Raw genomic sequence first — 19,216 nt, forward strand, 5'->3', positions numbered from 1 at the left:
CGATGACGCTTGCCTTTGCGTCAGAAAACGGCGCTATATTCCCTTGTTTCCGGTGCAAGGGGCGAAATTCGCCGCGCATTTTCGAAAAGACTGGGGCAGGGTGTAGCAATTCCCGCGCATTTGACCTCTGTTGAACGTAGAAACCGATTTCTTAGGCTTGCTATTCCGCCAATTCCTGCAGATTATCGCGCGGTCAATCTAGGAAGGTGGTCTAAACTCCATGCAGGTCAGTGTTCGCGACAACAATGTCGATCAGGCTCTTCGGGTTCTAAAGAAAAAGCTTCAGCGTGAAGGCGTTTTTCGGGAAATGAAGCTCAAGCAACATTTCGAGAAACCATCAGAGAAAAACGCACGCCAGAAAGCCGAAGCGATCCGTCGCGCCCGCAAACTTGCGCGGAAGAAACTGGAACGCGAAGGGTGATGTAATTCAGCCGTTGCTGCCAAAGACCAAAACCCCCGTTGGCTGATCGCTGCGGGGGTTTGATGTTTTCCTGAAGGCTGTACGTTCAGGATTTTCAGGGTTCGCTGATCCTTGATGTTTTTCGAGTGGGACGCGCAGGTTTGCCGTCCTTTTTTTGTGCACAGGACGGGCCGCGATCTGGTCGAACGGCCTGACCTTTTTCAGCTGGGGCCCCCGATGCTGCGCGGGCGGGCAAGGCGGCTTTTGAGAAGATCGCCGGTTTCTTCTGCGATAGGGTAGGCAACATAGGTCAGGGCAGCGTTGATCTGTTTGAGCACCCGCAGCGTTTCCTGATGGATGTTGGTTGTCTCGATGCTCGCCGTGGCGCCCGGCTGAAGGCGCTTGAGATGGCGTTCCTGCAATTTCTGCTCTTCAATCCTGATCCGGTCTTTTTCGGCCACAAGTTGGCGCGCGGCTTCTGCGTCGCCGGTGGTCAGCACGCTGAGCGCCAACTGTCCGTTGGTGACAATCTGGTCATGGAAGTTCTCGATATCGGCAAGGCCTTCTTCAGAGAACGTGATAGCCTCGTCCGACATTTTCTTGGCCAGCGCGACAAGATTGACGGCGATCCGGTCTGCGGCCTCTTCCAGGCTGTTGGCCATGGCGACAATTTCCAGCGTCTTCTTTTCCTGTGACGGATGAATGTTGCCTTCGCGCAGACGCGAAACGTAAATCTTGGTTTCGAAATGCATGCGGTCGATGTCGTCTTCGCGTCTTGCGATGATGCGGGCCTGTTCCGGATCCCAATTGCGAAACAGCTGCATGACCGGCACAAGAATGGCCTGGACTGTTTCTGACATGCGCAACAGTTCACGCTGTGCGCAGGCAAGCGCCAAGGGCGGATGATCAAGCGCCGCTGGATCAAGCGCCGACAGGGATTCGGTTTCGGCATCCGTGTGCCGGGGCAGGACGCGGTCGGCCAAACTGGTCAGCACCCCGACAAACGGCAAGGTCAGTAACAGAAGTGTCGCATTGAGCAGGATGTGAAGCGTGATGGCCTGTTGCCCCGCGCCGGTTCCGAGCATGGCGATGTCGGCGGTGCCGCTCAGGAGCAGCGCAAGAAAAACAACCGTCACGCTGCCACGCGCGACAAGGTTTCCAAGGACAAACAGACGGGCCGGACGTTCGGTCGACCAGAGAAGGGCAAAGGGGATTACCGCACCCCCAAGGTTCGCGCCGATGACAAGTGCGGCTGCGACCGGTGCCGCTATCAGCCCCGTCGCGGCAAAGGTGGCAAAGGTCAATACCGCAGCCAGGCTTGAATGCATGGCCCAGGTCAAAAGGGCTCCAAGCGCGTAGGCGCTAACAAGGTCATCCTGAAAATAGGCGGCAATGCTTTGGATAATGGCGTTTTCACCGATTGGTGACGTGGCCTCGCGGATCATCCCCAGCGAAATGAAGACTAGCGCGAAGCCGATGATGATACGGCCAACTTGCTTGGTCTTGCGGCTCTTGGCCTTGAGGAAGGCCGCGACTCCGAACAACAAGGCAAACGGGATCAGAGTCTGGACCGGCAGAACAAGCACCTGGGTCATCAGCGCAGAACCAAGCTCTGCCCCCAGAACCAGCGCCAGGGCGGAATGTGGCGCAAGCATGCCGGACACCGTAAAGCCCGCGCCGATCAGGGAAACAGCTGTCGCGCTTTGCATCACCATTGCGGCCAGTCCGCCACCGGCCGCAGCCGACAAGGAGTTGCCGGAAAGGCTTTTCAGGCCGTTTTTCAATTCAGGCATGAAGCCACGCTCCACCCCCGTTCTGATCAGGCGGGTCGACCAGAGCAGAAGCGCGACCGCAGCCGCAAGATGTGCGGCAAGAATAATCATGCGTGGTCACCCGTTGTTGCAAAAAGCCGATACATGGTTTGTGACGTGCCCCGTTTTTTATTGGTGTTTGGAAATTTTTGACCACTTGAGTGCGGTTAGTGCAACAAAAATAATTGCAAAATGCCAGAAAGACCACAAAACTGAGTCCGAGATCGAGTCGGAGCCTTGAATGTCGAATACCGAAACACGGGATGACAGTGCGGAGAAAGGTATGGGCCGACTCAAGAAATCTGACCGTCGTCGCCAGATCCTGCTGGAACTCAAACTGCGCCCCCATGTCCGCATCAGCGAACTTGCGCGACGGTTCAACGTATCCACGGAAACCGTGCGTCGGGACTTGGATGCGCTGTCTGATGATGGTCTGATTTCCCGCGCGCATGGCGGCGCTTCGGCACCTGCGCAAGGGCATTACCCAAACTTGGATGAAAGAACCAGTGCGCGGATCGAGGAACGCGAGCGGATTGGACTGAAGGCTGCCGAAATGGTTCAGGATGGCGAGACCGTGATGATCGATTCCGGCTCTACCACGATCCAGATGGCGCGCGCGCTTGCGTTCCGGGGAACGCCTTGCACTGTCATTACGAATTCGATCCCGGTCGCCATGACCATCGGGTATGGGGTGTCCGAGGTCCTGCTTTGCCCAGGCGAATATCTGGCTGCGGAGTCTGCCGTTATTGGGACCGAGACATTGGAGTTCCTGTCCAGGTTCAATGTGGACAGGTGCATGATCGGCGCATCGGGCCTGTCGCCCGAGGGACCGTCAGAGACTGTTCGCGGGTTTGCGGCGGTCAAGCGGATGATGCTGAGCCGCGCTGCAAAGAGGCACTTGTTGATTGACTCCCACAAGTTCGGGCGGAAAGGTTTGGCCCATGTGGGAGAGTTGGCGGACCTCAATTCCGTCATTGTCGATGCACGCCCGAAGGGGGAGCTTTTGGCGGCGTTGGGCGGAGCGGAGGTTGACATCGTCATCGCGACATCGGGATGAATTGAGAATTATAGCGGTGCGAAAAACCGCGTGACTGGGAGGAAGAAAACATGAAACTTGATATCAAACTTTTGCTGGGGGCATCAGCCATTGCGCTTATGTCGCTTAGCGGCACCGCATCGGCACAGGATTGCCCGCGCGGCGATCTGGATCAGCGCTTCTGCGATGCCGACGGCGACCTGATTGCCGATATTCCCACAGATCCGGCGGACCAAATCGACCCGGACACCCTGATTTTCGCCTACACCCCGGTTGAAGATCCGGCCGTCTACAAGACAGCATGGTCTGATTTTCTGGACCACCTGATGGCGGAAACCGGCAAGGACGTGGTGTTTTTCCCGGTCCAGAACAACGCCGCCCAGATCGAGGCGATGCGGTCGGGACGTCTTCACATTGCGGGCTTCAACACCGGGTCAAACCCATTGGCCGTGAACTGCGCGGGCTTCCGTCCGTTCACCATCATGGCGTCCAAAGACGGCAACTTCGGCTATGAGATGGAAATCATCACCTATCCGGGTTCGGGCATCGAAGAGGTGCCGGATCTCAAGGGCAAACAGCTTGCCTTTACCGCACCGACATCGAATTCCGGGTTCAAGGCCCCCAGCGCCATCCTGAAAAGCGAATTCGGTCTGGAAGCCGAGACCGATTTCGAACCGGTCTATTCAGGCAAGCACGACAACTCGATCCTTGGTGTTGCGAACAAGGATTATGATGCTGCGGCAATCGCCAACTCGGTCAAGTCGCGCATGATCAGCCGGGATGTGATCAAGGAAGAAGACGTGATCACGATCTACAAGTCGCAGACTTTCCCGACCACCGGCTTTGGTGTGGTCTACAACCTCAAGCCCGAACTTCAGGACCAGATCCGCAACGCGTTCCTCAATTTCGAATGGGAAGGCACGTCGCTTCAGGCTGAGTTCGAAAAGTCGAATGAAGGCCAGTTCCTCGAGATGACCTATCAGGAATTCTGGGACGTGATCCGCAAGATCGACGCGGCCAACGGCGTATCCTACGCCTGCGAGTGATCAACCCTTGATAAGGCAGGCCCGTCATGGGCCTGTCACACTGCCGCGTTAGGGGCTTACTTATGCTGCGCCTTCAAAAGCTTACAAAAACATACAAGACGGGCGACCAGGCCTTGAAGGACATCGACCTCGATGTGCCGAAAGGACAGGTGCTTGCTTTGATCGGGCCGTCCGGCGCGGGCAAATCGACCATGATCCGCTGCATCAACCGTCTGGTTGAACCGACCAGCGGTGCGGTCCTTCTGGATGATACGGACCTGACAAAGCTTGGGGCCGGGGCGTTGCGCCGTGCCCGCCGCGAGATGGGCATGATCTTTCAGGAATACGCGTTGGTCGAACGACTGACCGTCATGGAAAACGTCCTGTCCGGCCGGTTGGGATATGTTGGTTTTTGGCGCAGTTTCCTGCGGCGTTATCCGCAATCGGATGTGGACGAGGCGTTTCGCCTTCTGGACCGCGTCGGGCTCTTGCACATGGCTGACAAACGCGCGGACGAATTGTCGGGTGGTCAGCGTCAAAGGGTTGGTATTTGCCGGGCGTTGATCCAGAACCCAAAGCTTTTGCTGGTGGACGAGCCGACAGCGTCGCTCGATCCCAAGACCAGCCGCCAGATCATGCGACTGATCACCGAACTGTGTCTCGAACGCGGTCTTGCGGCGATCATCAACATTCATGACGTGGCACTGGCGCAAATGTTTGTGCCGCGCATCGTGGGGCTGCGCTTTGGTGAAATCGTGTTCGACGGGGTGCCAAATGCGCTTACACCCGAAAAGCTGACCGAGATTTACGGCGAGGAAGACTGGGAAGCGACCATTGAAGCGGTCGAAGAAGAAGAAGAAGAGATCGAGGCCGCAGAATGAGCCATCGCGAGCTTGACGACATGTTGGGGAAGGGGTGGCGCAAGCCGCATTTCGTACGGAACCCGCTTTTGCGCTGGGGGCTGATCGCAGGCTTCGTCGCCTATCTGATCGCAGCCTTCATGACCATCGAGGTGGATTGGGGCCGCGTCTACGACGGGCTGGATCGCGGATGGCAGTTTGTCCTGGCCTTTACCAAACCGGATTTCGTGAGCCGCGCGAGCGACATCTGGGAAGGCTTGCTGGAAAGTATCGTGATGACGGTCGCGGCCTCTGTGGTTGGCATCCTGATCTCGATTCCGATCGGCCTTGGCGCGGCGCGCAATATTGCACCGCTTCCGGTCTATGTGATCTGTCGCGGCATCGTTGCCATCAGTCGGGCGCTACAGGAAATCATCGTTGCGATCCTTCTGGTGGCGATCTTTGGTTTTGGACCGCTTGCCGGGTTCCTGACCCTGTCGTTTGCGACGATTGGCTTTCTGTCCAAGCTGTTGGCCGAGGACATTGAATCGATGGACAAGACACAGGCCGAGGCGATCCGCGCGTCGGGAGCGCGCTGGATGCAATGGATCAACTACGGGGTCCAACCCCAGGTGATGCCACGGCTTGTCGGGCTGTCGATTTACCGGATCGACATCAACTTCCGGGAAAGCGCGATCCTTGGTCTTGTGGGTGCGGGGGGCATTGGTGCCACGCTCAACACGGCGTTTGACCGCTACGAATATGACACGGCGGCGGCCATCCTGATCCTGATTATCGTGATCGTGATGGCGCTTGAGTACCTGTCCGGTGTCATTCGGGCGAGGGTGCAATAATGCCGGTGCTTGAAAAAGAAGGCGCTCAGGTCTGGCGCAAGCGAACAACAAATGAAACTCTTGTGCGCTGGTTTGGCTGGCTTGTCGGGGTGGCGATCTTTGCCGTCTGTTGGCAGCGGATTTCGGAATCGACGACGTGGTTCTTTGTCTGGGACGCTCCGCGTATCGCCAATGACATCTGGACCCGCGCCACGCCGCCGCGATGGGAATACATCACCCAACTGGGCCGTCCGATCTGGGACACGTTGAACATCGCGACTCTGGGCACGCTGATTGCGCTGTTCCTGGCCGTGCCCGTGGCGTTTCTGGCGGCGCGCAACACCACGCCATCGGCGCTGATCGTTCGGCCGATTGCCTTGCTGATCATCGTGTCGACCCGGTCCATCAATTCGCTGATCTGGGCCTTGCTGCTTATCGCGATCATCGGGCCAGGCGTTTTTGCCGGGGTCATCGCAATCGCCATCCGGTCCATCGGGTTCTGTGCCAAGCTTTTGTACGAGGCGATCGAGGAAATCGACCAATCTCAGGTTGAGGCTATTACAGCCACCGGCGCGTCACGCTGGCAAGTCATGGCCTACGGGATCGTTCCGCAGATCCTGCCCGCTTTTGCAGGCGTCGCGGTGTTCCGTTGGGACATCAACATCCGCGAGTCGACCGTTCTGGGTCTGGTGGGTGCCGGCGGCATCGGTTTGCAGCTTTCATCATCGCTCAATGTTCTGGCGTGGCCGCAGGTCAGCCTGATCCTGCTTGTCATTCTGGCCGCTGTCGTCATCAGCGAATGGGTTTCGGCCAAGGTGCGGGGGGCGATCATTTGACGGCGCTTTCGACGGAAACGGCCTTTGCGGCCTACGAAGCGGTGCGACATCGCTTACCGTCCCTTTTGCCCACAGAGGCGGGATACCGGCGGGCTGCGACTCTGGAAGACATTGCTGACGAATTCGATGTCTTCCTGCTGGATGCATTTGGTGTTCTGAACATAGGTGAAGCCGCGATCCCCGGCACGCGAGAGCGTATCGAGGGCTTCAGGTCAGCGGGCAAACGTGTTCTGGTAGTGTCCAACGCTGCCGGTTTTCCGCATGCCGCGCTGATGGAAAAGTACTCTCGGCTTGGGTATGACTTTGCCCCGGAAGACGTGATTACAAGCCGGGTCACATTGCTTGCTGGGCTGGACGGGCGTCGTGATCTTCATTGGGGTCTGATGGCCACGCGCAGCACCGGGTTGCGTGATCTGGAAGAGCTCAACATCACCTATCTGGAAGAAGACCCAGAGGATTACAATCGCGTCGAAGGGTTCCTGCTTGTCGGCAGTGCTGCGTGGACGGAAGACCGCCAGGCTCTTTTGGAAGCGGCGCTGAAACAGCGGGCGCGCCCGGTTCTTGTCGGCAACCCGGACATTGTCGCCCCGCGCGAAACCGGGTTCTCTGTCGAACCGGGCCACTTTGCGCACCGGCTGGCGGATTGCACCGGGATTGCGCCCGAATTCTATGGAAAACCGTTTCCCGACATCTTCGATCTTGCGTTCAAGAGGCTTGGCCCGATTGACCACTCGCGGGTACTGATGGTCGGTGATAGTCTGCACACCGATATTCTGGGTGCGCGGACGGTGGGCATCGCGTCAGCCCTGGTGGCGCAATACGGATTTTTTGCGGGACACGATGCCGAAAAGGCCGTCATGGCCACTGGCATCTTTCCCGATTTCATCGTGGAGCGGCCATGACCCAGATCGTTGCCGCCCGCGCTGTGAAGCGCGTCAGGAATGCGCTTGAGACCACCGTGGCTATTCAGCCAAAAAAGTTCAGCCAAAGAGGGAGAACAACATGAAACACGCGATTAGTATCCTTGCCGTATCGGCCGTATTGGGATCGGCGCAATCCGCCATGGCCCAGACTGAAATCGAATTCTGGCATGCCTTCACCGGTCGTCTTGGTGAATTGTTGGCCGAGCAGGTCGACACCTTCAACAGTTCGCAATCCGACTACTCCGTCGTTGCAACCCACAAAGGCAACTACTCGGAAGCCCTGAACGCCGGGATCGCCGCGTTCCGTGCGGGTGAACAGCCCGACATCCTCATGGTCTTTGAGGTGGGTACCGCGACGATGATGGCCGCCAAGGGCGCAGTAAAGCCGGTTTTCGAGGTCATGGCCGATGCAGGTGCCGAGTTCGACCAATCCAAATATATCGGGTCGGTTGCCGGGTACTACACCTCTGCGGATGGCGACATGCTGTCCCTGCCGTACAATTCATCGACGCCGGTTCTCTGGGTGAACCGCGATATGCTGCAAGAGGCGGGGATCGATCCCGACACGGATCTGTCCACATGGGAACAGGTCGGAACCGTGCTTGATCAACTCAAGGACTCGGGTGTTGATTGCCCGATGACGACCGCCTGGCAAAGCTGGATTCACCTTGAAACCCTGTCGGCCTATCATGATGTTCCGTTTGCCACCAAGGCCAATGGCTTTGAAGGCACCGACACAGAGCTGGTTTTCAACAGCGAACCACAGGTTGCGCATATCAGCGCGATGGGCGAATGGGCGGACGAAGGCAAGTTCATCTATGCCGGTCGGCGCAACGAAGGTGGTGCGAACTTCCGAGCTGGCGAATGTGCGCTTTTCACGGAATCGTCCGCTGGCTACGCCGGCATCAAATCTGAATCCGAATTCGACTTTGAAGTGCGCCCGCTGCCCTATTGGGATGCGTTGGTCGACGAGCCGCAGAACACCATCATCGGCGGTGCATCCCTGTGGGTGATGGAAGGCCAGAGCGACGAGGAATACAAAGGCGTTGCCGCGTTCCTCAACTTTCTGTCCAGCTCGGAAATCCAGGCCAAGTGGCACCAGGATACCGGGTATCTGCCGATCACGAACGAAGCAGGTGAGCTGACCCGCAGCCAAGGGTTCTATGACGAAAACCCCGGCACGGATATCGCTGTGATCCAGATGACCGCCAAGGAACCGACGGCCAATTCCAAGGGTCTGCGGCTTGGGTCGTTCGACCAGATCCGCGGCATCATCGACGAAGAGCTCGAGGCCGTCTGGGCGGGTGACAAGTCCGCGCAAGAAGCACTGGACAGCGCGGTAGAGCGTGGCAACGCGCTTCTGCGTCGGTTCGAGCAGGCGTCACGCTAACACGGGGAATGGCTGCTCCGGGAAACCGGGGCAGCCGTCTTGGGGCTGTATGGAAAAGCGCGTTACCTTCAAAGGCATCTGGCTGCCGCTGCTGCTGGTGCTGCCACAGATCCTGATCACCGCCATTTTCTTTTTCTATCCGGCGGGGCAGGCGATCTGGCAGTCGCTGTTCATTCCCGATCCGTTCGGCCTGTCCATGCAATGGGTGGGTTTGGGCAATTTCGAATACCTGTTTTCTGACCGGTATTACCGCGCCTCCTTTGTGACCACGGCGGTGTTTTCGATCCTCGTCACAGTGGTGTCGATGGGGGTCGCGCTGTATCTGGCTGTTCTGGCTGACCGTCTGATCAAGGGATCGGGCACCTACCGCACACTTTTGATCTGGCCCTATGCCGTCGCGCCAGCCGTGGCTGGGGTGCTATGGCTTTTCATGTTCAACACCCGCGTTGGAGTGGTGACGTGGTATCTTGGCCTGTTGGGGTATGATTGGAACCATGTTCTGAACGAAGAAGAGGCGATGGGCCTTGTCGTTGTGGCAAGCGCCTGGGGACGGATCAGCTATAACTTCCTGTTCTTCCTCGCGGGGCTTCAGGCAATCCCGAAATCGGTGATCGAGGCCGCCGCGATTGACGGCGCGCATTTCTGGACGCGCTTTCGCACCATCGTTTTTCCGCTCTTGTCGCCGACCACGTTCTTCCTTTTGGTCGTGAACATCATATACGCGTTTTTCGAAACCTTCGGCGTGATCCACACGATCACCTCGGGTGGGCCGCAACAGGCCACGACGATCCTTGTCTACAAGGTTTATTCCGACGGGTTCGTCGGGCAGGATCTGGGGTCATCAGCGGCGCAATCCGTGGTCCTGTTGTTCATCGTGTCGATCCTGACCGTGGTACAGTTCAAATATATCGAACGCAGGGTGCACTACTGATGGCTGAACGTTCTGGCATGGTCGAAAAACGCGGCGCCGGTTTATGGCTGACCCATCTGGGGCTGATCATCGGCGTTGCGTTCATCTTTTTCCCAATCTGGCTGGCCTTTGTCGCCTCGACCGTCGAACAGCAAGCCATCGTGCGCCCGCCAATGCCGCTGCTGCCGGGCGACAAGTTCTTCGAGAACTACGCAAGGGCACTGACGGCAGGGGTCAACGCGCCGGTGGCGTTGATGCTGGGCAACTCGCTTGTGATGGCTATGGGCATTGCGATTGGCAAAATCGCGATCTCGCTTATCTCCGCATTTGCCATCGTTTATTTCCGCTTTCCGGGGCGCAAGCTATTCTTCTGGCTGATCTTCCTGACGCTGATGCTTCCGGTCGAGGTGCGGATCGTGCCCACCTACGAGGTGATCGCGAATTTCGGGATGCTCAACAGCTATCAAGGTCTGATCCTTCCACTGATCGCGTCGGCGACCGCGACCTTCCTCTTCCGGCAATTCTTCATGACGGTCCCGGATGAACTGGCCGAGGCGGCGCGGGTCGATGGGGCAGGGCCGATGCGGTTCTTCGTCGATATCCTGCTGCCAATGAGCAGAACCAACATCGCGGCGCTTTTTGTGATCCTGTTCATCTACGGTTGGAATCAGTATCTCTGGCCGCTTCTGATCACCACCGATTCAGACATGAACACCATCGTCATGGGCATCAAACAGATGTTCCCATCCGGGGATGATATCGCTGACTGGCCAGTGATCATGGCGACCTCGATCCTTGCCATGGTGCCGCCGGTCATCGTGGTGGTTGGCATGCAAAGACTGTTTATCCGTGGGCTTGTGGAAAGCGAGAAGTAAAGAATGGCAACGCTGACGCTCAACAACGTCAAGAAATCCTTTGGCAAGACGGACGTCATTCATGGCGTGTCCATCGACGTGGAGGATGGCGAATTCATCGTGATCGTCGGGCCATCTGGCTGTGGCAAATCCACGTTGCTGCGCATGGTGGCCGGGCTTGAGACCATCACCGATGGTGAAGTCCAGATTGGCGGGCGGCGCGTGAATGACGAAGAACCGATGGCCCGCGACATCGCCATGGTGTTCCAGAACTACGCGCTTTATCCCCATATGTCGGTTTTCGACAACATGGCGTATGGGTTGAAGATTGCAAAGGTCAGCAAGTCCGAGATCGAGGAGCGCGTCGCCCAGGCCGCCAAGCTGTTGCAGCTTGAACCTTACCTCACGCGCAGACCGCGTGAATTGTCCGGCGGCCAGCGTCAGCGCGTGGCCATGGGCCGCGCCATCGTGCGCAAACCGGCAGTGTTCCTGTTCGATGAACCCCTGTCCAACCTCGATGCCAAGCTACGCGTGCAGATGCGGCTTGAAATCAGGGCACTTCAGCGTGAACTGGGAGTGACGGCGCTTTATGTGACCCATGATCAGGTCGAAGCGATGACCATGGCGGACCGGATGATCGTGATGAATGGCGGTGTGGCCGATCAGATCGGCAAACCGCTTGAGGTCTATGCCAATCCGGCAACCGAATTTGTCGCGGGGTTTATCGGGTCGCCCCCGACAAACTTTATGGATGGGGCGTTGTTGGGGCGGTCGGCAGAAGCCCGGATCGGCGTGCGCCCGGAACATATGTACCTGTCCGACACCGGGAAGCTGAGGGCGCGAGTGACCTATTGCGAAGCGCTTGGCGCGGAAACGCTTGTGCATCTCAAATGCGCCGACGGAACCCAACTCACCGTTCGCCAGGACGCGGCAGCAGAGTTCCCGCAAGAAGGGACCGAGATTGGTCTGGATTGGGCGGATGCCAACGAAATGAGCTTTGATGCAACTGGAAAGCGGCTTTGATTTGCCAGACCTGACCCCCGAATGAAACATTCGAGGGGGTCAGTACTCAATGAAAAAACCGTGTCACTTCTGGGTGGACATCCAGACCGAAGTGGCAAACTGGATCAGGACTGATTTTCGGGTGCCTCGAAGAGGATCATTTCGACCCGTTCTTCTCCCGCGACCCACGCGTCATGGCCCGGCGGGATTTCAAAGAAATCGCCCGGTGTGATCGACGTCTCTTCGCCGCTCTCGACCATGCGGACGACCAGTCTGCCCGAAAGGCAATAGCCGGTGTGGTGCATCGGGCATGTGTCGGGGGATCCAAGCAGCGGTTTCTCGTCCGCCTCCCAGGTCCAGCCGGGTTCGAAAACGGCGTGCATGCCGGTTGAGCCTTGCCCGGTCTTGACGATGTCGATGCCGCCGCGCGCCTTCATGTCGAGACGGTCGTCGGGGCTTTCGAAGCGTCGGATTTCGATGATGGCTGTCATGGTTGCCTGCCTTTCCACGGACCGGCCCTTGGGCCGGTCCGTTCATACATGGGTGATTTCGGGTTTCAGGGATTGGAGGATCTCTTCGACCTCGGCGCGGGTATCCGCGTCGTAGTTCAGGGCCTTCATCGTTCCCAGGATATCGCCTGCGGCGGAGTCGTACTCCGCCCCGTCGATCTCCATCCCGCGATGGGCCTCGGTCATGCTTCGGCCCTGGTATTTGTCCGGCCCGCCGCTTCCGGCGGCGAAGAAATCACAGGTGTGCTGCTTGATCTCCTCGACCCGCTCGGGTTGGTCGGCGTAGGGCTGAAACCGGTGGCCGATCTGGGGATTCTCCATATGGGCCGCGACGGCGCCGTCGACGATCCGACGAATGCCGGCGTCGGCGCCCAGGCGTTCATAAAGGGTCACGGTTTCCAGGTTCATGGCGAGCGATTGGGGCATGGTTGCTCCTTTCTCGTCTGTCGGTAAGATGACTCAGGCGGGTTCGGACTGCACCGCCTTGACGGCGTCTGCCGTCATCGGTTTGCCGCCGATGGCCCATTCGCCGCTGGCGATTTCCTGCACCCGCACCCAGGTGACGCCGCGCAGGGCTTCGCCTTCGACAGCGACCATCGCTTCAGTCACGTCATGGATCATTCGTTGCTTCTGGGTGTCGTCAAAGACACCCTCGATCAGCTGGATATCGACAAGAGGCATTGCGTGCTCCTTTTCCTTTTGACGGTTCAAATTGCGCCAGATCTTTCCGACGTGGGGAGACAATGGCATTCCCGCCCCCCTTGCGGCCAGTTCACGAACTGAATCGGCGGCGATACAGAATCTGAACTGGCCGGAGGTGGGCTGGATATGTCAGGCTGCGGAACCATCAGGGAAAGGAGGCACTCCAATGACCAATGCGAGCTACAGGCAATTCTGCCCCGTCGCGATGGCGGCGGAAATCCTTTGCACGCGCTGGACCGTCGTCCTCTTGCGCGAGCTTGTCGCCGGATCGACCCGTTTCAACGAATTGCGCCGCGGCGTGCCGCGAATGTCACCTGCCCTGCTTTCGAAACGCTTGCGCGAACTGGAAGCGGTGGGAGTGGTCGAGCGAAATCGGCTGGCCGGTCCGCAGGAGGTGGATGCTTACCGGCTGACCCAGGCAGGCCGGGATTTGCAGCCGGTGATCGAATCCATCGGGATGTGGGGCCAGAAATGGGTAGAGACCGAACCATCGCTGGAGAACCTCGATCCGGAACTATTGATGTGGGACATGCGCCGCAATCTCGACACTGACCCGGTCCCGGATCGGCGGGTTGTGATCGAATTCATCTACCCGGAATTGCCGGAGGCTCAGCGCAAATGGTGGCTGATCGTAGAGCCGGACCGGACGGTGGACCTTTGCCACATTGACCCCGGCTTCGATGTGGACCTCTTTGTCACGGTGGATTTGCGGACGATGACAGAGATCTGGATGGGGCTGCGGTCGGTGTCCGATGCTGTCGAGCGAGAGGCAATGATGCTGGTTGGGCCTTCGCAATTGACGCGCTCCATGCAATCCTGGCTTGGCCTCAGCCCGTTCGCGCAGCAGGAAAAACTGGCAAGCTGAGCGTAAGGGACATTCGCGAAGCCGACCGTAGAATGGCCGCTGGTGAAATTTGCTGCGTCGGGTTTGACGCGATGCCGGGCGCAGGATTCCGACGGCTGAAAGGCCGGTGTGGCGCTCATGCCTGTCATTTGCGGTTGTTGACCTTGTTGCGCTTGGGACGACGTTGATCTGCATCAATGCCCTGAGCCTAATGAGGGCGCATCATTTTCAGATCAGAGAGTCGGAATTCTATGATGTTCAGCGTGTGCGTTGGACTTGGAAAGCAAAGGGTCTTTCGGTTTCTCTCAGAGGACGCGCTCAGGGGACGCTACCGGCGCACTCAAACTTCATCCTACTTGCGGCAAAAATGGGAAGGCGAGATTTTTCATGATCGAAGTTGAACACGTTGGTAAGCATGGCATGATCGAAATCCGGATGATGGCCCCGGTTTCGGACAGCGACTACAAAGAGAGGCTCATGCCGGCAATTGACAAGGCCATCTCCCGAGGTGACCGCCTGCGCATGCTGGCTATCGTCGAGGCAGGCTTCTCTGACTTCACGCTGGGCGCCATGATGCAGGACGCGCGCATGGGGCTCAAACATTGGCGCGGTTTCGATCGGGTGGCTGTGGTGACCGACAACGGCGCCCTCGACAAGGCCATCGGCGCCTTTTCCGTTTTCATGCCTTGTCCTGTTGCAACTTTCAAACTGAGCGACGTGGAGGATGCACGCCGGTGGCTGCGAGAGAGCCTTGGCAGTATTCATCAGGAAGATCTGGGGGACGGCGTTCTTCATGTGTCGCTTCTTGGAAAGCTCGACACCGAGCAATATGAAAACGACCTTGAGGACTTGAACGACTTCATTGCAGGCCATGAGAAGATCCGCCTTCTGGTCGATCTCCGTAAATTCGACGGGTGGCAGGGTCTGGGCGCGCTCAGGGATCACTTCCATCTTGTCCGCGGCCATGCAGGCCGGGTAGAGCGGGCCGCGATTGTTGGAGACGCTGGATGGCAAGAGATGGCTGTTCAGATTGGCAAACGGGCTTTCGATCTAGATGCCAGACACTTTTCGGCCGATGACTTCGAGGCGGCAAAATCTTGGCTCGTCGAGTGACTTACCCAAAGACAGGTTCACGATTGGCAATCGCAGCACCCGATTGCGCGTAAACGGCTGACGGCCTTAGAGCAGACGGTAAATCTGGCGCGCCACCGCAGACACGTCTTCTGACAGCACGCCTCCTCAGATCGGTGGGGCGGCGCGTTCGGTGATCAGCTGGCGGGCGGTGACCCGTTCGCGGTGGATCATGTAAAGACCTGCACCAATGATAATGGCAATTCCGGTTAGGGTCAGCGCGTTGGGGAAGTCGTGGAACACCAGATACCCCAGCAAGGTTGCCACCGGAAGTTCAAGGTATTGCAGCGGTGCCAGCGTGGCCGAAGGGGCCAGCGACAGCGCGTAGGTCATCATCATGTGACTGATCGTTGCAAAGAATCCGACCCCGAACAACCAAAGCCACACGATGCCCGTAGGCCAAACCGGATCGAGCAGTTCGGATCCCGTGCCTTGAGCCAGCAGTATCACGGGCAGGCAGAGCAGGCTTGCGATCAGGCCGGTGTGAAATTGCAGGGTTACGGGATGTACACGCCGCGACAGGCCGCGTGTCACAAGGATATAGAACGCGAAACCGACGGCCGTCCCCAGCGGAAACAGCGCGACGGCGCCAAAGGCGGCAAAGCTGGGCTGGATCACGCACAAGACACCTACAAAGCCCACCATTGCCGCCCCGACGCGCCGCGGGCCGACATCTTCGCCCAGATAGAACTTGCCCACCAAGAGCACGATGAACGGGGCCACAAAGACAATCGCCAGCGCATCCGCCAGAGGCATGACGCTGATCGCGGCGATGAAACAGAAGGTCGAGACAAACAGAAGCAGCGCGCGAAACAGCAGCGCCGACCACAGCCCCCGTGGCACCCGCAACGACAACCCCATGATCCAGACAAACGGCGCCATCAGCGCACATTGCACGACAAAGCGTGCGGCAGTGATCTGTCCCACCGGAATGCTTTGTGATGCCAGTTTCGCCGCGACATCCAGCAGCGGCGCTGTCACGCAGAACCCAAGCATCAGGACGACACCGGCAAGGATGCGGTCGGTGGACGGGGTGGCAGAAGTGGCGCTGGTCATGTGTCCCGCATAGGATGGCAACCGGCGCAGGTCTATCTTTTTTCTGACATTTGTCCGAATGCGGTCCATTGGAATGAGCCAATGATGACCGTCCGCGCCGACAGGCACCGAAACAGGCAGGTGATGGAGGTTAATGGTGGCGTGGGGGGGACTCGAACCCCCGACCTAACGATTATGAGTCGTTCGCTCTAACCAACTGAGCTACCGCGCCGGACCGACGCGTGAGTACGGGCGACTCTGCGTGGCGTCAAGGGCAAATCATGTGTTTTCATGGCCCTAATTTTTTGTGCACTGGACACGGTGGTGTGTCCAGCAATCCAGCGCCCGCATGAATCTGTGTCTTGGGATTACTTGACGATTATTTCGTCTTTCACGAACATGTTTGCCCAAGCGCGGTCGATCAATTCCGGGGTCATCTTGTAAGGCCAGCCTTCGAAATCGCAGACGGCAATCATCTGGTCGATCAGAAACACGGGCTGATAGTTCGCGTAGATATTCTGGATTGTCGGGTACTTGGTTTTCAGGAGATGAATCAGCGACTTCTCGCACAGTTGCATCTTCTTTTTCTTCGCCACCATCGAGAAAATCTTCAGGAAGTTCTGTTGATCCGGCCCGTCGATCTTGATCTTGAAAAAGATCCGGCGCAAGGCCGCCTGATCGAAGATCTCGTTCGGGTGGAAGTTGGTCGAAAAGATCACCAGAGTGTCGAAGGGCACCTCGAATTTTTCGCCCGATTGCAGGGCCAGAATATCGCGCGACTCTTCAAGCGGGACAATCCAGCGGTTGACCAGCTTTTGAGGCGGTTCTGCCTGACGGCCAAGGTCGTCCACGATGAAGATGCCACCGGTGGATTTAAGCTGAAGCGGCGCCTGATAGGTTCGGGCGGTCGGGTTGTAGACAAGGTCCAGCATGTCGAGCGACAATTCACCCCCCGTCACCACCGTTGGCCGTGCGCAGAGCACATATCGGGTGTCGAACCGGTTGGTCAGACGCAACCCTGACGAACTTGCCGCGCCTTCGGCTGCGCTGTGCACAATCGGGTCATAGACCGTGATGACCTGACCGGCATATTCGATCGCGTGCGGGATATAGATCTTGTCCCCCATCGCATCGCGGATACCATTCGAGATGGACGATTTCCCGTTGCCGGGAGGGCCATACATCAGGATCGACCGTCCAGCGCCAACCGCCGGGCCAAGATTGCCCAGAAGGTCCGCCGGCAGGATCAGGTGACCCATCGCATCGGTCAGTTGCTGTCGCGAGATATGGATGTTGCGGATCGACTGACGTTTGATCTGTTCGGAATAGACAGCCAGAGGCACCGGCATTGCGCCGTAATATTCAGACTGGGCCAAGGCGTCGAGCGCACGCGCCTTGCCGGCGTCGGTCAACTGGTAGCCCATTTCAGAGCCGTTGTTCGCATTCAGCGTGCCGGTTGCTTCAAGCAGCAATTGACCGCGTGCGTAATCGATCAGTTCCTGCGTGATCGGAACCGGCAAGCAAATGCTTTGGGCAATTGCGGTGGCGGTTGACACGTTCTTGCGGAAGATCGTCTTGAGCAGGATGTCCCGCATCATGACCGGTTGCAGCTGCATGTCTTCCATGCGCTTGGGCGGAGGAGGCGCCATGACGGCGCTGGGTTGCATGTTCATCAGTAGCCCCGGATCGGTTCAGCCAAATCTTGTCGGTCTGAACCTGTCAGGGCATTGTGGCAACACGAGGGCTTAGGCTGGACGGGTTGTTGGCACTTTACCGACCGTACCAAACCCCTAATGCCAGATAAAGAGCAAGCGTGCCGCCCAACGCCAGGCCCATCGGAAATTTGGGATTTGTCCAGCTTTTCCAATGTGGTGCAATCTTGCGAAGCCCTGTGTGCTTGCCGATGCGGTGGGCCACGAACGCGGCCAGAAGATTGGCTGCGAACAATGCCATGAGAAACCGCAAATCGCCCACATGAATGAAAGGTGCGGCTGCTGCTGCGAACTTTGCATCACCTGCGCCCATGACGCCGCCCGCGTTCAAGGCGACCCCGGCGACCAGGACCACCAGCAGATGCAGGTAGCGCCATGCATAGGCGTCAAAGGGCAGGGCGATCAGGCCGACAACAGCAAACACGACGAACAATAGCACCACGATCTGGTTCGGAATGCGCATGTCGCGCATGTCCGAGAACGCTACATAAACACAGATGGGGAGCACAAACGGCAAGAAAACCAGTGCCGCGTAAGCCGAGATATCCATCAGACCGCTCAGTTCACGACGTTGGACTCAAGCGCCTTCAGGCTCCGTGAGGCGGCTTCGAAATGCTGGGGATGGGTTTCGATGGCTTCGCGCATCAACCCTTGGCCGGTGACGACATCACCCCGTTTGACCGCAGACAGACCCATCGAATGCAACAACTGGGCCCGTTCGATTTGTGTCATGGGCACGACCGGCAGGACGTAATTGCCCTGGGCCCCACGCGCGAGAACAAGGTTGTTCTTGGCCGTAAACAGGTCTTTGTCGTTCTGGATGGCTTGGGTGAACAGGCGTTCCGCCCCGGAATAATCGCCCCGGCTCAACTTGGAGAACCCCCAGTTGTTCATCACCGATGCGGGTGTCGTCGTCAGACCAACAGCCGTTTCGTAAAAGCTGTCCGCCTTGTCCCACTTCTTGTTGCTGTCGGCGATCATCGCTTCGAGGCGGTAGCGCTTGAAGGTTTCATGGGTGGGGGGAATGGCATTGAGCACGGTTTCCGCACGTTCCCATTCGTTGTTGCGGATCAGCGCATCGGCGAGTTCAACCCGGTCGCCATTTGAGGATTCCTCGTTTTCCACAACGCGCGCCCAGGCTGCGACACCTTCGGTGTTGCGTTTGGCGCGGATCAGCGACGCGGCAAGCCCGCGCAAAAGATCAATCCTTTCCGGATTGGCGCTGCTTGCGCGTTGGAAATACGACACGGCCTCGTTGGGATCCGAGACCGACAACATCACTTCGTTCAGGTTGGTCCCGTCAATCACGTTGACCCCCTGAAATTCCCGGTCAACCGCTTCGGTATCAATGCCTTGCTCGCATCCAGCAAGCACAAACGCCCCCGTAAAACACAGGGTCAAGATAAAGGGATGGCGCATTTTTG

At 58.1% G+C, this 19,216-nt stretch carries 21 protein-coding genes and 1 tRNA gene; 13 read left to right on the plus strand and 9 right to left on the minus strand.

The annotated features are described in order from the left end of the window. The first annotated feature begins 220 nt into the window (after positions 1-220). Positions 221-421 (plus strand): 30S ribosomal protein S21, encoded by a 201-nt coding sequence (gene rpsU / locus ACTIEN_RS06580; protein WP_114869331.1) that lies wholly within the window; start codon positions 221-223, stop codon positions 419-421. A gap of 200 nt (positions 422-621) precedes the next feature. Here the strand turns inward: rpsU and ACTIEN_RS06585 are convergent, their stop codons facing one another. Continuing rightward, entirely contained in the window at positions 622-2,283 is a 1,662-nt protein-coding gene (locus tag ACTIEN_RS06585) for a Na/Pi cotransporter family protein (protein WP_439522325.1), read from the minus strand. 169 nt (positions 2,284-2,452) lie between these two features. Between ACTIEN_RS06585 and ACTIEN_RS06590 the strand changes: the two genes are divergently transcribed. The 10 genes from ACTIEN_RS06590 to ugpC all read left to right on the plus strand — a co-directional run bounded on the left by ACTIEN_RS06590 (position 2,453) and on the right by ugpC (position 11,880). Beyond that, the gene (locus ACTIEN_RS06590) at positions 2,453-3,268 is read left to right on the plus strand and encodes a DeoR/GlpR family DNA-binding transcription regulator (RefSeq protein WP_439522326.1); all 816 of its coding nucleotides are present in this window, start codon (positions 2,453-2,455) and stop codon (positions 3,266-3,268) included. 50 nt (positions 3,269-3,318) lie between these two features. Further along, positions 3,319-4,293, plus strand: coding sequence for a phosphate/phosphite/phosphonate ABC transporter substrate-binding protein (gene phnD, locus ACTIEN_RS06595; protein WP_439522327.1), 975 nt, complete (start codon positions 3,319-3,321; stop codon positions 4,291-4,293). A gap of 62 nt (positions 4,294-4,355) precedes the next feature. Continuing rightward, positions 4,356-5,153 carry a phosphonate ABC transporter ATP-binding protein gene (gene phnC / locus ACTIEN_RS06600; protein WP_439522328.1) on the plus strand — a complete coding sequence of 266 codons (798 nt, stop codon included), beginning with the start codon at positions 4,356-4,358 and terminating at the stop codon, positions 5,151-5,153. Then, entirely contained in the window at positions 5,150-5,965 is an 816-nt protein-coding gene (gene phnE, locus ACTIEN_RS06605; protein WP_439522329.1) for a phosphonate ABC transporter, permease protein PhnE, read from the plus strand. The genes phnC and phnE (ACTIEN_RS06605) overlap by 4 nt, the downstream gene beginning before the upstream one ends. Next, complete coding sequence (phnE, locus tag ACTIEN_RS06610) at positions 5,965-6,780, plus strand: phosphonate ABC transporter, permease protein PhnE (protein ID WP_439522330.1); 816 nt, start codon at positions 5,965-5,967, stop codon at positions 6,778-6,780. The genes phnE (ACTIEN_RS06605) and phnE (ACTIEN_RS06610) overlap by 1 nt, the downstream gene beginning before the upstream one ends. Further along, positions 6,744-7,682 carry a TIGR01459 family HAD-type hydrolase gene (locus ACTIEN_RS06615; protein WP_439522331.1) on the plus strand — a complete coding sequence of 313 codons (939 nt, stop codon included), beginning with the start codon at positions 6,744-6,746 and terminating at the stop codon, positions 7,680-7,682. Before phnE (ACTIEN_RS06610) ends, ACTIEN_RS06615 begins: the two co-directional genes overlap by 37 nt. A 100-nt stretch (positions 7,683-7,782) precedes the next feature. Further along, entirely contained in the window at positions 7,783-9,093 is a 1,311-nt protein-coding gene (gene ugpB / locus ACTIEN_RS06620; protein WP_439522332.1) for a sn-glycerol-3-phosphate ABC transporter substrate-binding protein UgpB, read from the plus strand. Positions 9,094-9,142: 49 nt separating this feature from the next. Beyond that, on the plus strand, positions 9,143-10,024 hold the full coding sequence (gene ugpA, locus ACTIEN_RS06625; protein ID WP_439522333.1) for a sn-glycerol-3-phosphate ABC transporter permease UgpA: 882 nt from the start codon (positions 9,143-9,145) through the stop codon (positions 10,022-10,024). Between the two features lie 17 nt (positions 10,025-10,041). Then, positions 10,042-10,878 carry a sn-glycerol-3-phosphate ABC transporter permease UgpE gene (gene ugpE / locus ACTIEN_RS06630; protein ID WP_439522470.1) on the plus strand — a complete coding sequence of 279 codons (837 nt, stop codon included), beginning with the start codon at positions 10,042-10,044 and terminating at the stop codon, positions 10,876-10,878. Between the two features lie 3 nt (positions 10,879-10,881). Further along, positions 10,882-11,880, plus strand: coding sequence for a sn-glycerol-3-phosphate ABC transporter ATP-binding protein UgpC (gene ugpC / locus ACTIEN_RS06635; RefSeq protein ID WP_439522334.1), 999 nt, complete (start codon positions 10,882-10,884; stop codon positions 11,878-11,880). A gap of 104 nt (positions 11,881-11,984) precedes the next feature. On the opposite strand, the gene ACTIEN_RS06640 is transcribed toward ugpC, so the two are convergent. From ACTIEN_RS06640 to ACTIEN_RS06650, 3 genes are read right to left on the minus strand one after another with little or no spacing between them, the layout of a single operon-like run. Beyond that, positions 11,985-12,350 (minus strand): cupin domain-containing protein, encoded by a 366-nt coding sequence (locus ACTIEN_RS06640; RefSeq protein ID WP_439522335.1) that lies wholly within the window; start codon positions 12,348-12,350, stop codon positions 11,985-11,987. A gap of 42 nt (positions 12,351-12,392) precedes the next feature. Then, on the minus strand, positions 12,393-12,794 hold the full coding sequence (locus ACTIEN_RS06645; RefSeq protein ID WP_439522336.1) for a group I truncated hemoglobin: 402 nt from the start codon (positions 12,792-12,794) through the stop codon (positions 12,393-12,395). Between the two features lie 33 nt (positions 12,795-12,827). Continuing rightward, the gene (locus tag ACTIEN_RS06650) at positions 12,828-13,049 is read right to left on the minus strand and encodes a tautomerase family protein (RefSeq protein WP_439522337.1); all 222 of its coding nucleotides are present in this window, start codon (positions 13,047-13,049) and stop codon (positions 12,828-12,830) included. Positions 13,050-13,236: 187 nt separating this feature from the next. Between ACTIEN_RS06650 and ACTIEN_RS06655 the strand changes: the two genes are divergently transcribed. Both ACTIEN_RS06655 and ACTIEN_RS06660 read left to right on the plus strand, forming a co-directional pair. Next, positions 13,237-13,935, plus strand: a complete 699-nt coding sequence (locus tag ACTIEN_RS06655) for a winged helix-turn-helix transcriptional regulator (RefSeq protein ID WP_439522338.1) — start codon at positions 13,237-13,239, stop codon at positions 13,933-13,935. Positions 13,936-14,301: 366 nt separating this feature from the next. Further along, positions 14,302-15,027: an STAS/SEC14 domain-containing protein gene (locus tag ACTIEN_RS06660; RefSeq protein ID WP_439522339.1), complete on the plus strand. Its 726-nt coding sequence runs from the start codon at positions 14,302-14,304 to the stop codon at positions 15,025-15,027. Positions 15,028-15,153: 126 nt separating this feature from the next. Here the strand turns inward: ACTIEN_RS06660 and ACTIEN_RS06665 are convergent, their stop codons facing one another. The 5 genes from ACTIEN_RS06665 to ACTIEN_RS06685 all read right to left on the minus strand — a co-directional run bounded on the left by ACTIEN_RS06665 (position 15,154) and on the right by ACTIEN_RS06685 (position 19,211). Next, positions 15,154-16,101 carry a DMT family transporter gene (locus ACTIEN_RS06665; RefSeq protein ID WP_439522340.1) on the minus strand — a complete coding sequence of 316 codons (948 nt, stop codon included), beginning with the start codon at positions 16,099-16,101 and terminating at the stop codon, positions 15,154-15,156. 134 nt (positions 16,102-16,235) lie between these two features. Continuing rightward, positions 16,236-16,312, minus strand: a tRNA-Met gene (locus tag ACTIEN_RS06670). A 136-nt stretch (positions 16,313-16,448) separates the two neighbouring features. Next, on the minus strand, positions 16,449-17,753 hold the full coding sequence (locus ACTIEN_RS06675) for an ATPase (RefSeq protein ID WP_439522341.1): 1,305 nt from the start codon (positions 17,751-17,753) through the stop codon (positions 16,449-16,451). A gap of 97 nt (positions 17,754-17,850) precedes the next feature. Further along, positions 17,851-18,342: a prepilin peptidase gene (locus ACTIEN_RS06680; RefSeq protein WP_439522342.1), complete on the minus strand. Its 492-nt coding sequence runs from the start codon at positions 18,340-18,342 to the stop codon at positions 17,851-17,853. 8 nt (positions 18,343-18,350) lie between these two features. Continuing rightward, entirely contained in the window at positions 18,351-19,211 is an 861-nt protein-coding gene (locus ACTIEN_RS06685) for a tetratricopeptide repeat protein (protein WP_439522343.1), read from the minus strand. Positions 19,212-19,216: the final 5 nt, after the last annotated feature.

The organism is Marivita sp. (assembly GCF_051859345.1).
Taxonomy (GTDB): Bacteria; Pseudomonadota; Alphaproteobacteria; order Rhodobacterales; family Rhodobacteraceae; genus Marivita.

Excerpts from the sequence above, each read along its gene's own strand:
- ACTIEN_RS06655 (WP_439522338.1), top strand. The coding sequence starts at position 13,237 with ATGACCAATGCGAGCTACAGGCAATTCTGCCCCGTCGCGATGGCGGCG.
- ugpC (WP_439522334.1), top strand. The coding sequence starts at position 10,882 with ATGGCAACGCTGACGCTCAACAACGTCAAGAAATCCTTTGGCAAGACG.
- ugpA (WP_439522333.1), top strand. The coding sequence starts at position 9,143 with ATGGAAAAGCGCGTTACCTTCAAAGGCATCTGGCTGCCGCTGCTGCTG.
- ACTIEN_RS06590 (WP_439522326.1), top strand. The coding sequence starts at position 2,453 with ATGTCGAATACCGAAACACGGGATGACAGTGCGGAGAAAGGTATGGGC.
- phnD (WP_439522327.1), top strand. The coding sequence starts at position 3,319 with ATGAAACTTGATATCAAACTTTTGCTGGGGGCATCAGCCATTGCGCTT.
- ugpE (WP_439522470.1), top strand. The coding sequence starts at position 10,042 with ATGGTCGAAAAACGCGGCGCCGGTTTATGGCTGACCCATCTGGGGCTG.
- ACTIEN_RS06615 (WP_439522331.1), top strand. The coding sequence starts at position 6,744 with ATGGGTTTCGGCCAAGGTGCGGGGGGCGATCATTTGACGGCGCTTTCG.
- ACTIEN_RS06675 (WP_439522341.1), bottom strand. The coding sequence starts at position 17,753 with ATGAACATGCAACCCAGCGCCGTCATGGCGCCTCCTCCGCCCAAGCGC.
- ACTIEN_RS06680 (WP_439522342.1), bottom strand. The coding sequence starts at position 18,342 with ATGGATATCTCGGCTTACGCGGCACTGGTTTTCTTGCCGTTTGTGCTC.
- ACTIEN_RS06640 (WP_439522335.1), bottom strand. The coding sequence starts at position 12,350 with ATGACAGCCATCATCGAAATCCGACGCTTCGAAAGCCCCGACGACCGT.
- ACTIEN_RS06585 (WP_439522325.1), bottom strand. The coding sequence starts at position 2,283 with ATGATTATTCTTGCCGCACATCTTGCGGCTGCGGTCGCGCTTCTGCTC.
- phnC (WP_439522328.1), top strand. The coding sequence starts at position 4,356 with ATGCTGCGCCTTCAAAAGCTTACAAAAACATACAAGACGGGCGACCAG.
- rpsU (WP_114869331.1), top strand. The coding sequence starts at position 221 with ATGCAGGTCAGTGTTCGCGACAACAATGTCGATCAGGCTCTTCGGGTT.
- ugpB (WP_439522332.1), top strand. The coding sequence starts at position 7,783 with ATGAAACACGCGATTAGTATCCTTGCCGTATCGGCCGTATTGGGATCG.
- ACTIEN_RS06660 (WP_439522339.1), top strand. The coding sequence starts at position 14,302 with ATGATCGAAGTTGAACACGTTGGTAAGCATGGCATGATCGAAATCCGG.
- ACTIEN_RS06650 (WP_439522337.1), bottom strand. The coding sequence starts at position 13,049 with ATGCCTCTTGTCGATATCCAGCTGATCGAGGGTGTCTTTGACGACACC.
- ACTIEN_RS06685 (WP_439522343.1), bottom strand. The coding sequence starts at position 19,211 with ATGCGCCATCCCTTTATCTTGACCCTGTGTTTTACGGGGGCGTTTGTG.
- phnE (WP_439522330.1), top strand. The coding sequence starts at position 5,965 with ATGCCGGTGCTTGAAAAAGAAGGCGCTCAGGTCTGGCGCAAGCGAACA.
- phnE (WP_439522329.1), top strand. The coding sequence starts at position 5,150 with ATGAGCCATCGCGAGCTTGACGACATGTTGGGGAAGGGGTGGCGCAAG.
- ACTIEN_RS06645 (WP_439522336.1), bottom strand. The coding sequence starts at position 12,794 with ATGCCCCAATCGCTCGCCATGAACCTGGAAACCGTGACCCTTTATGAA.
- ACTIEN_RS06665 (WP_439522340.1), bottom strand. The coding sequence starts at position 16,101 with ATGACCAGCGCCACTTCTGCCACCCCGTCCACCGACCGCATCCTTGCC.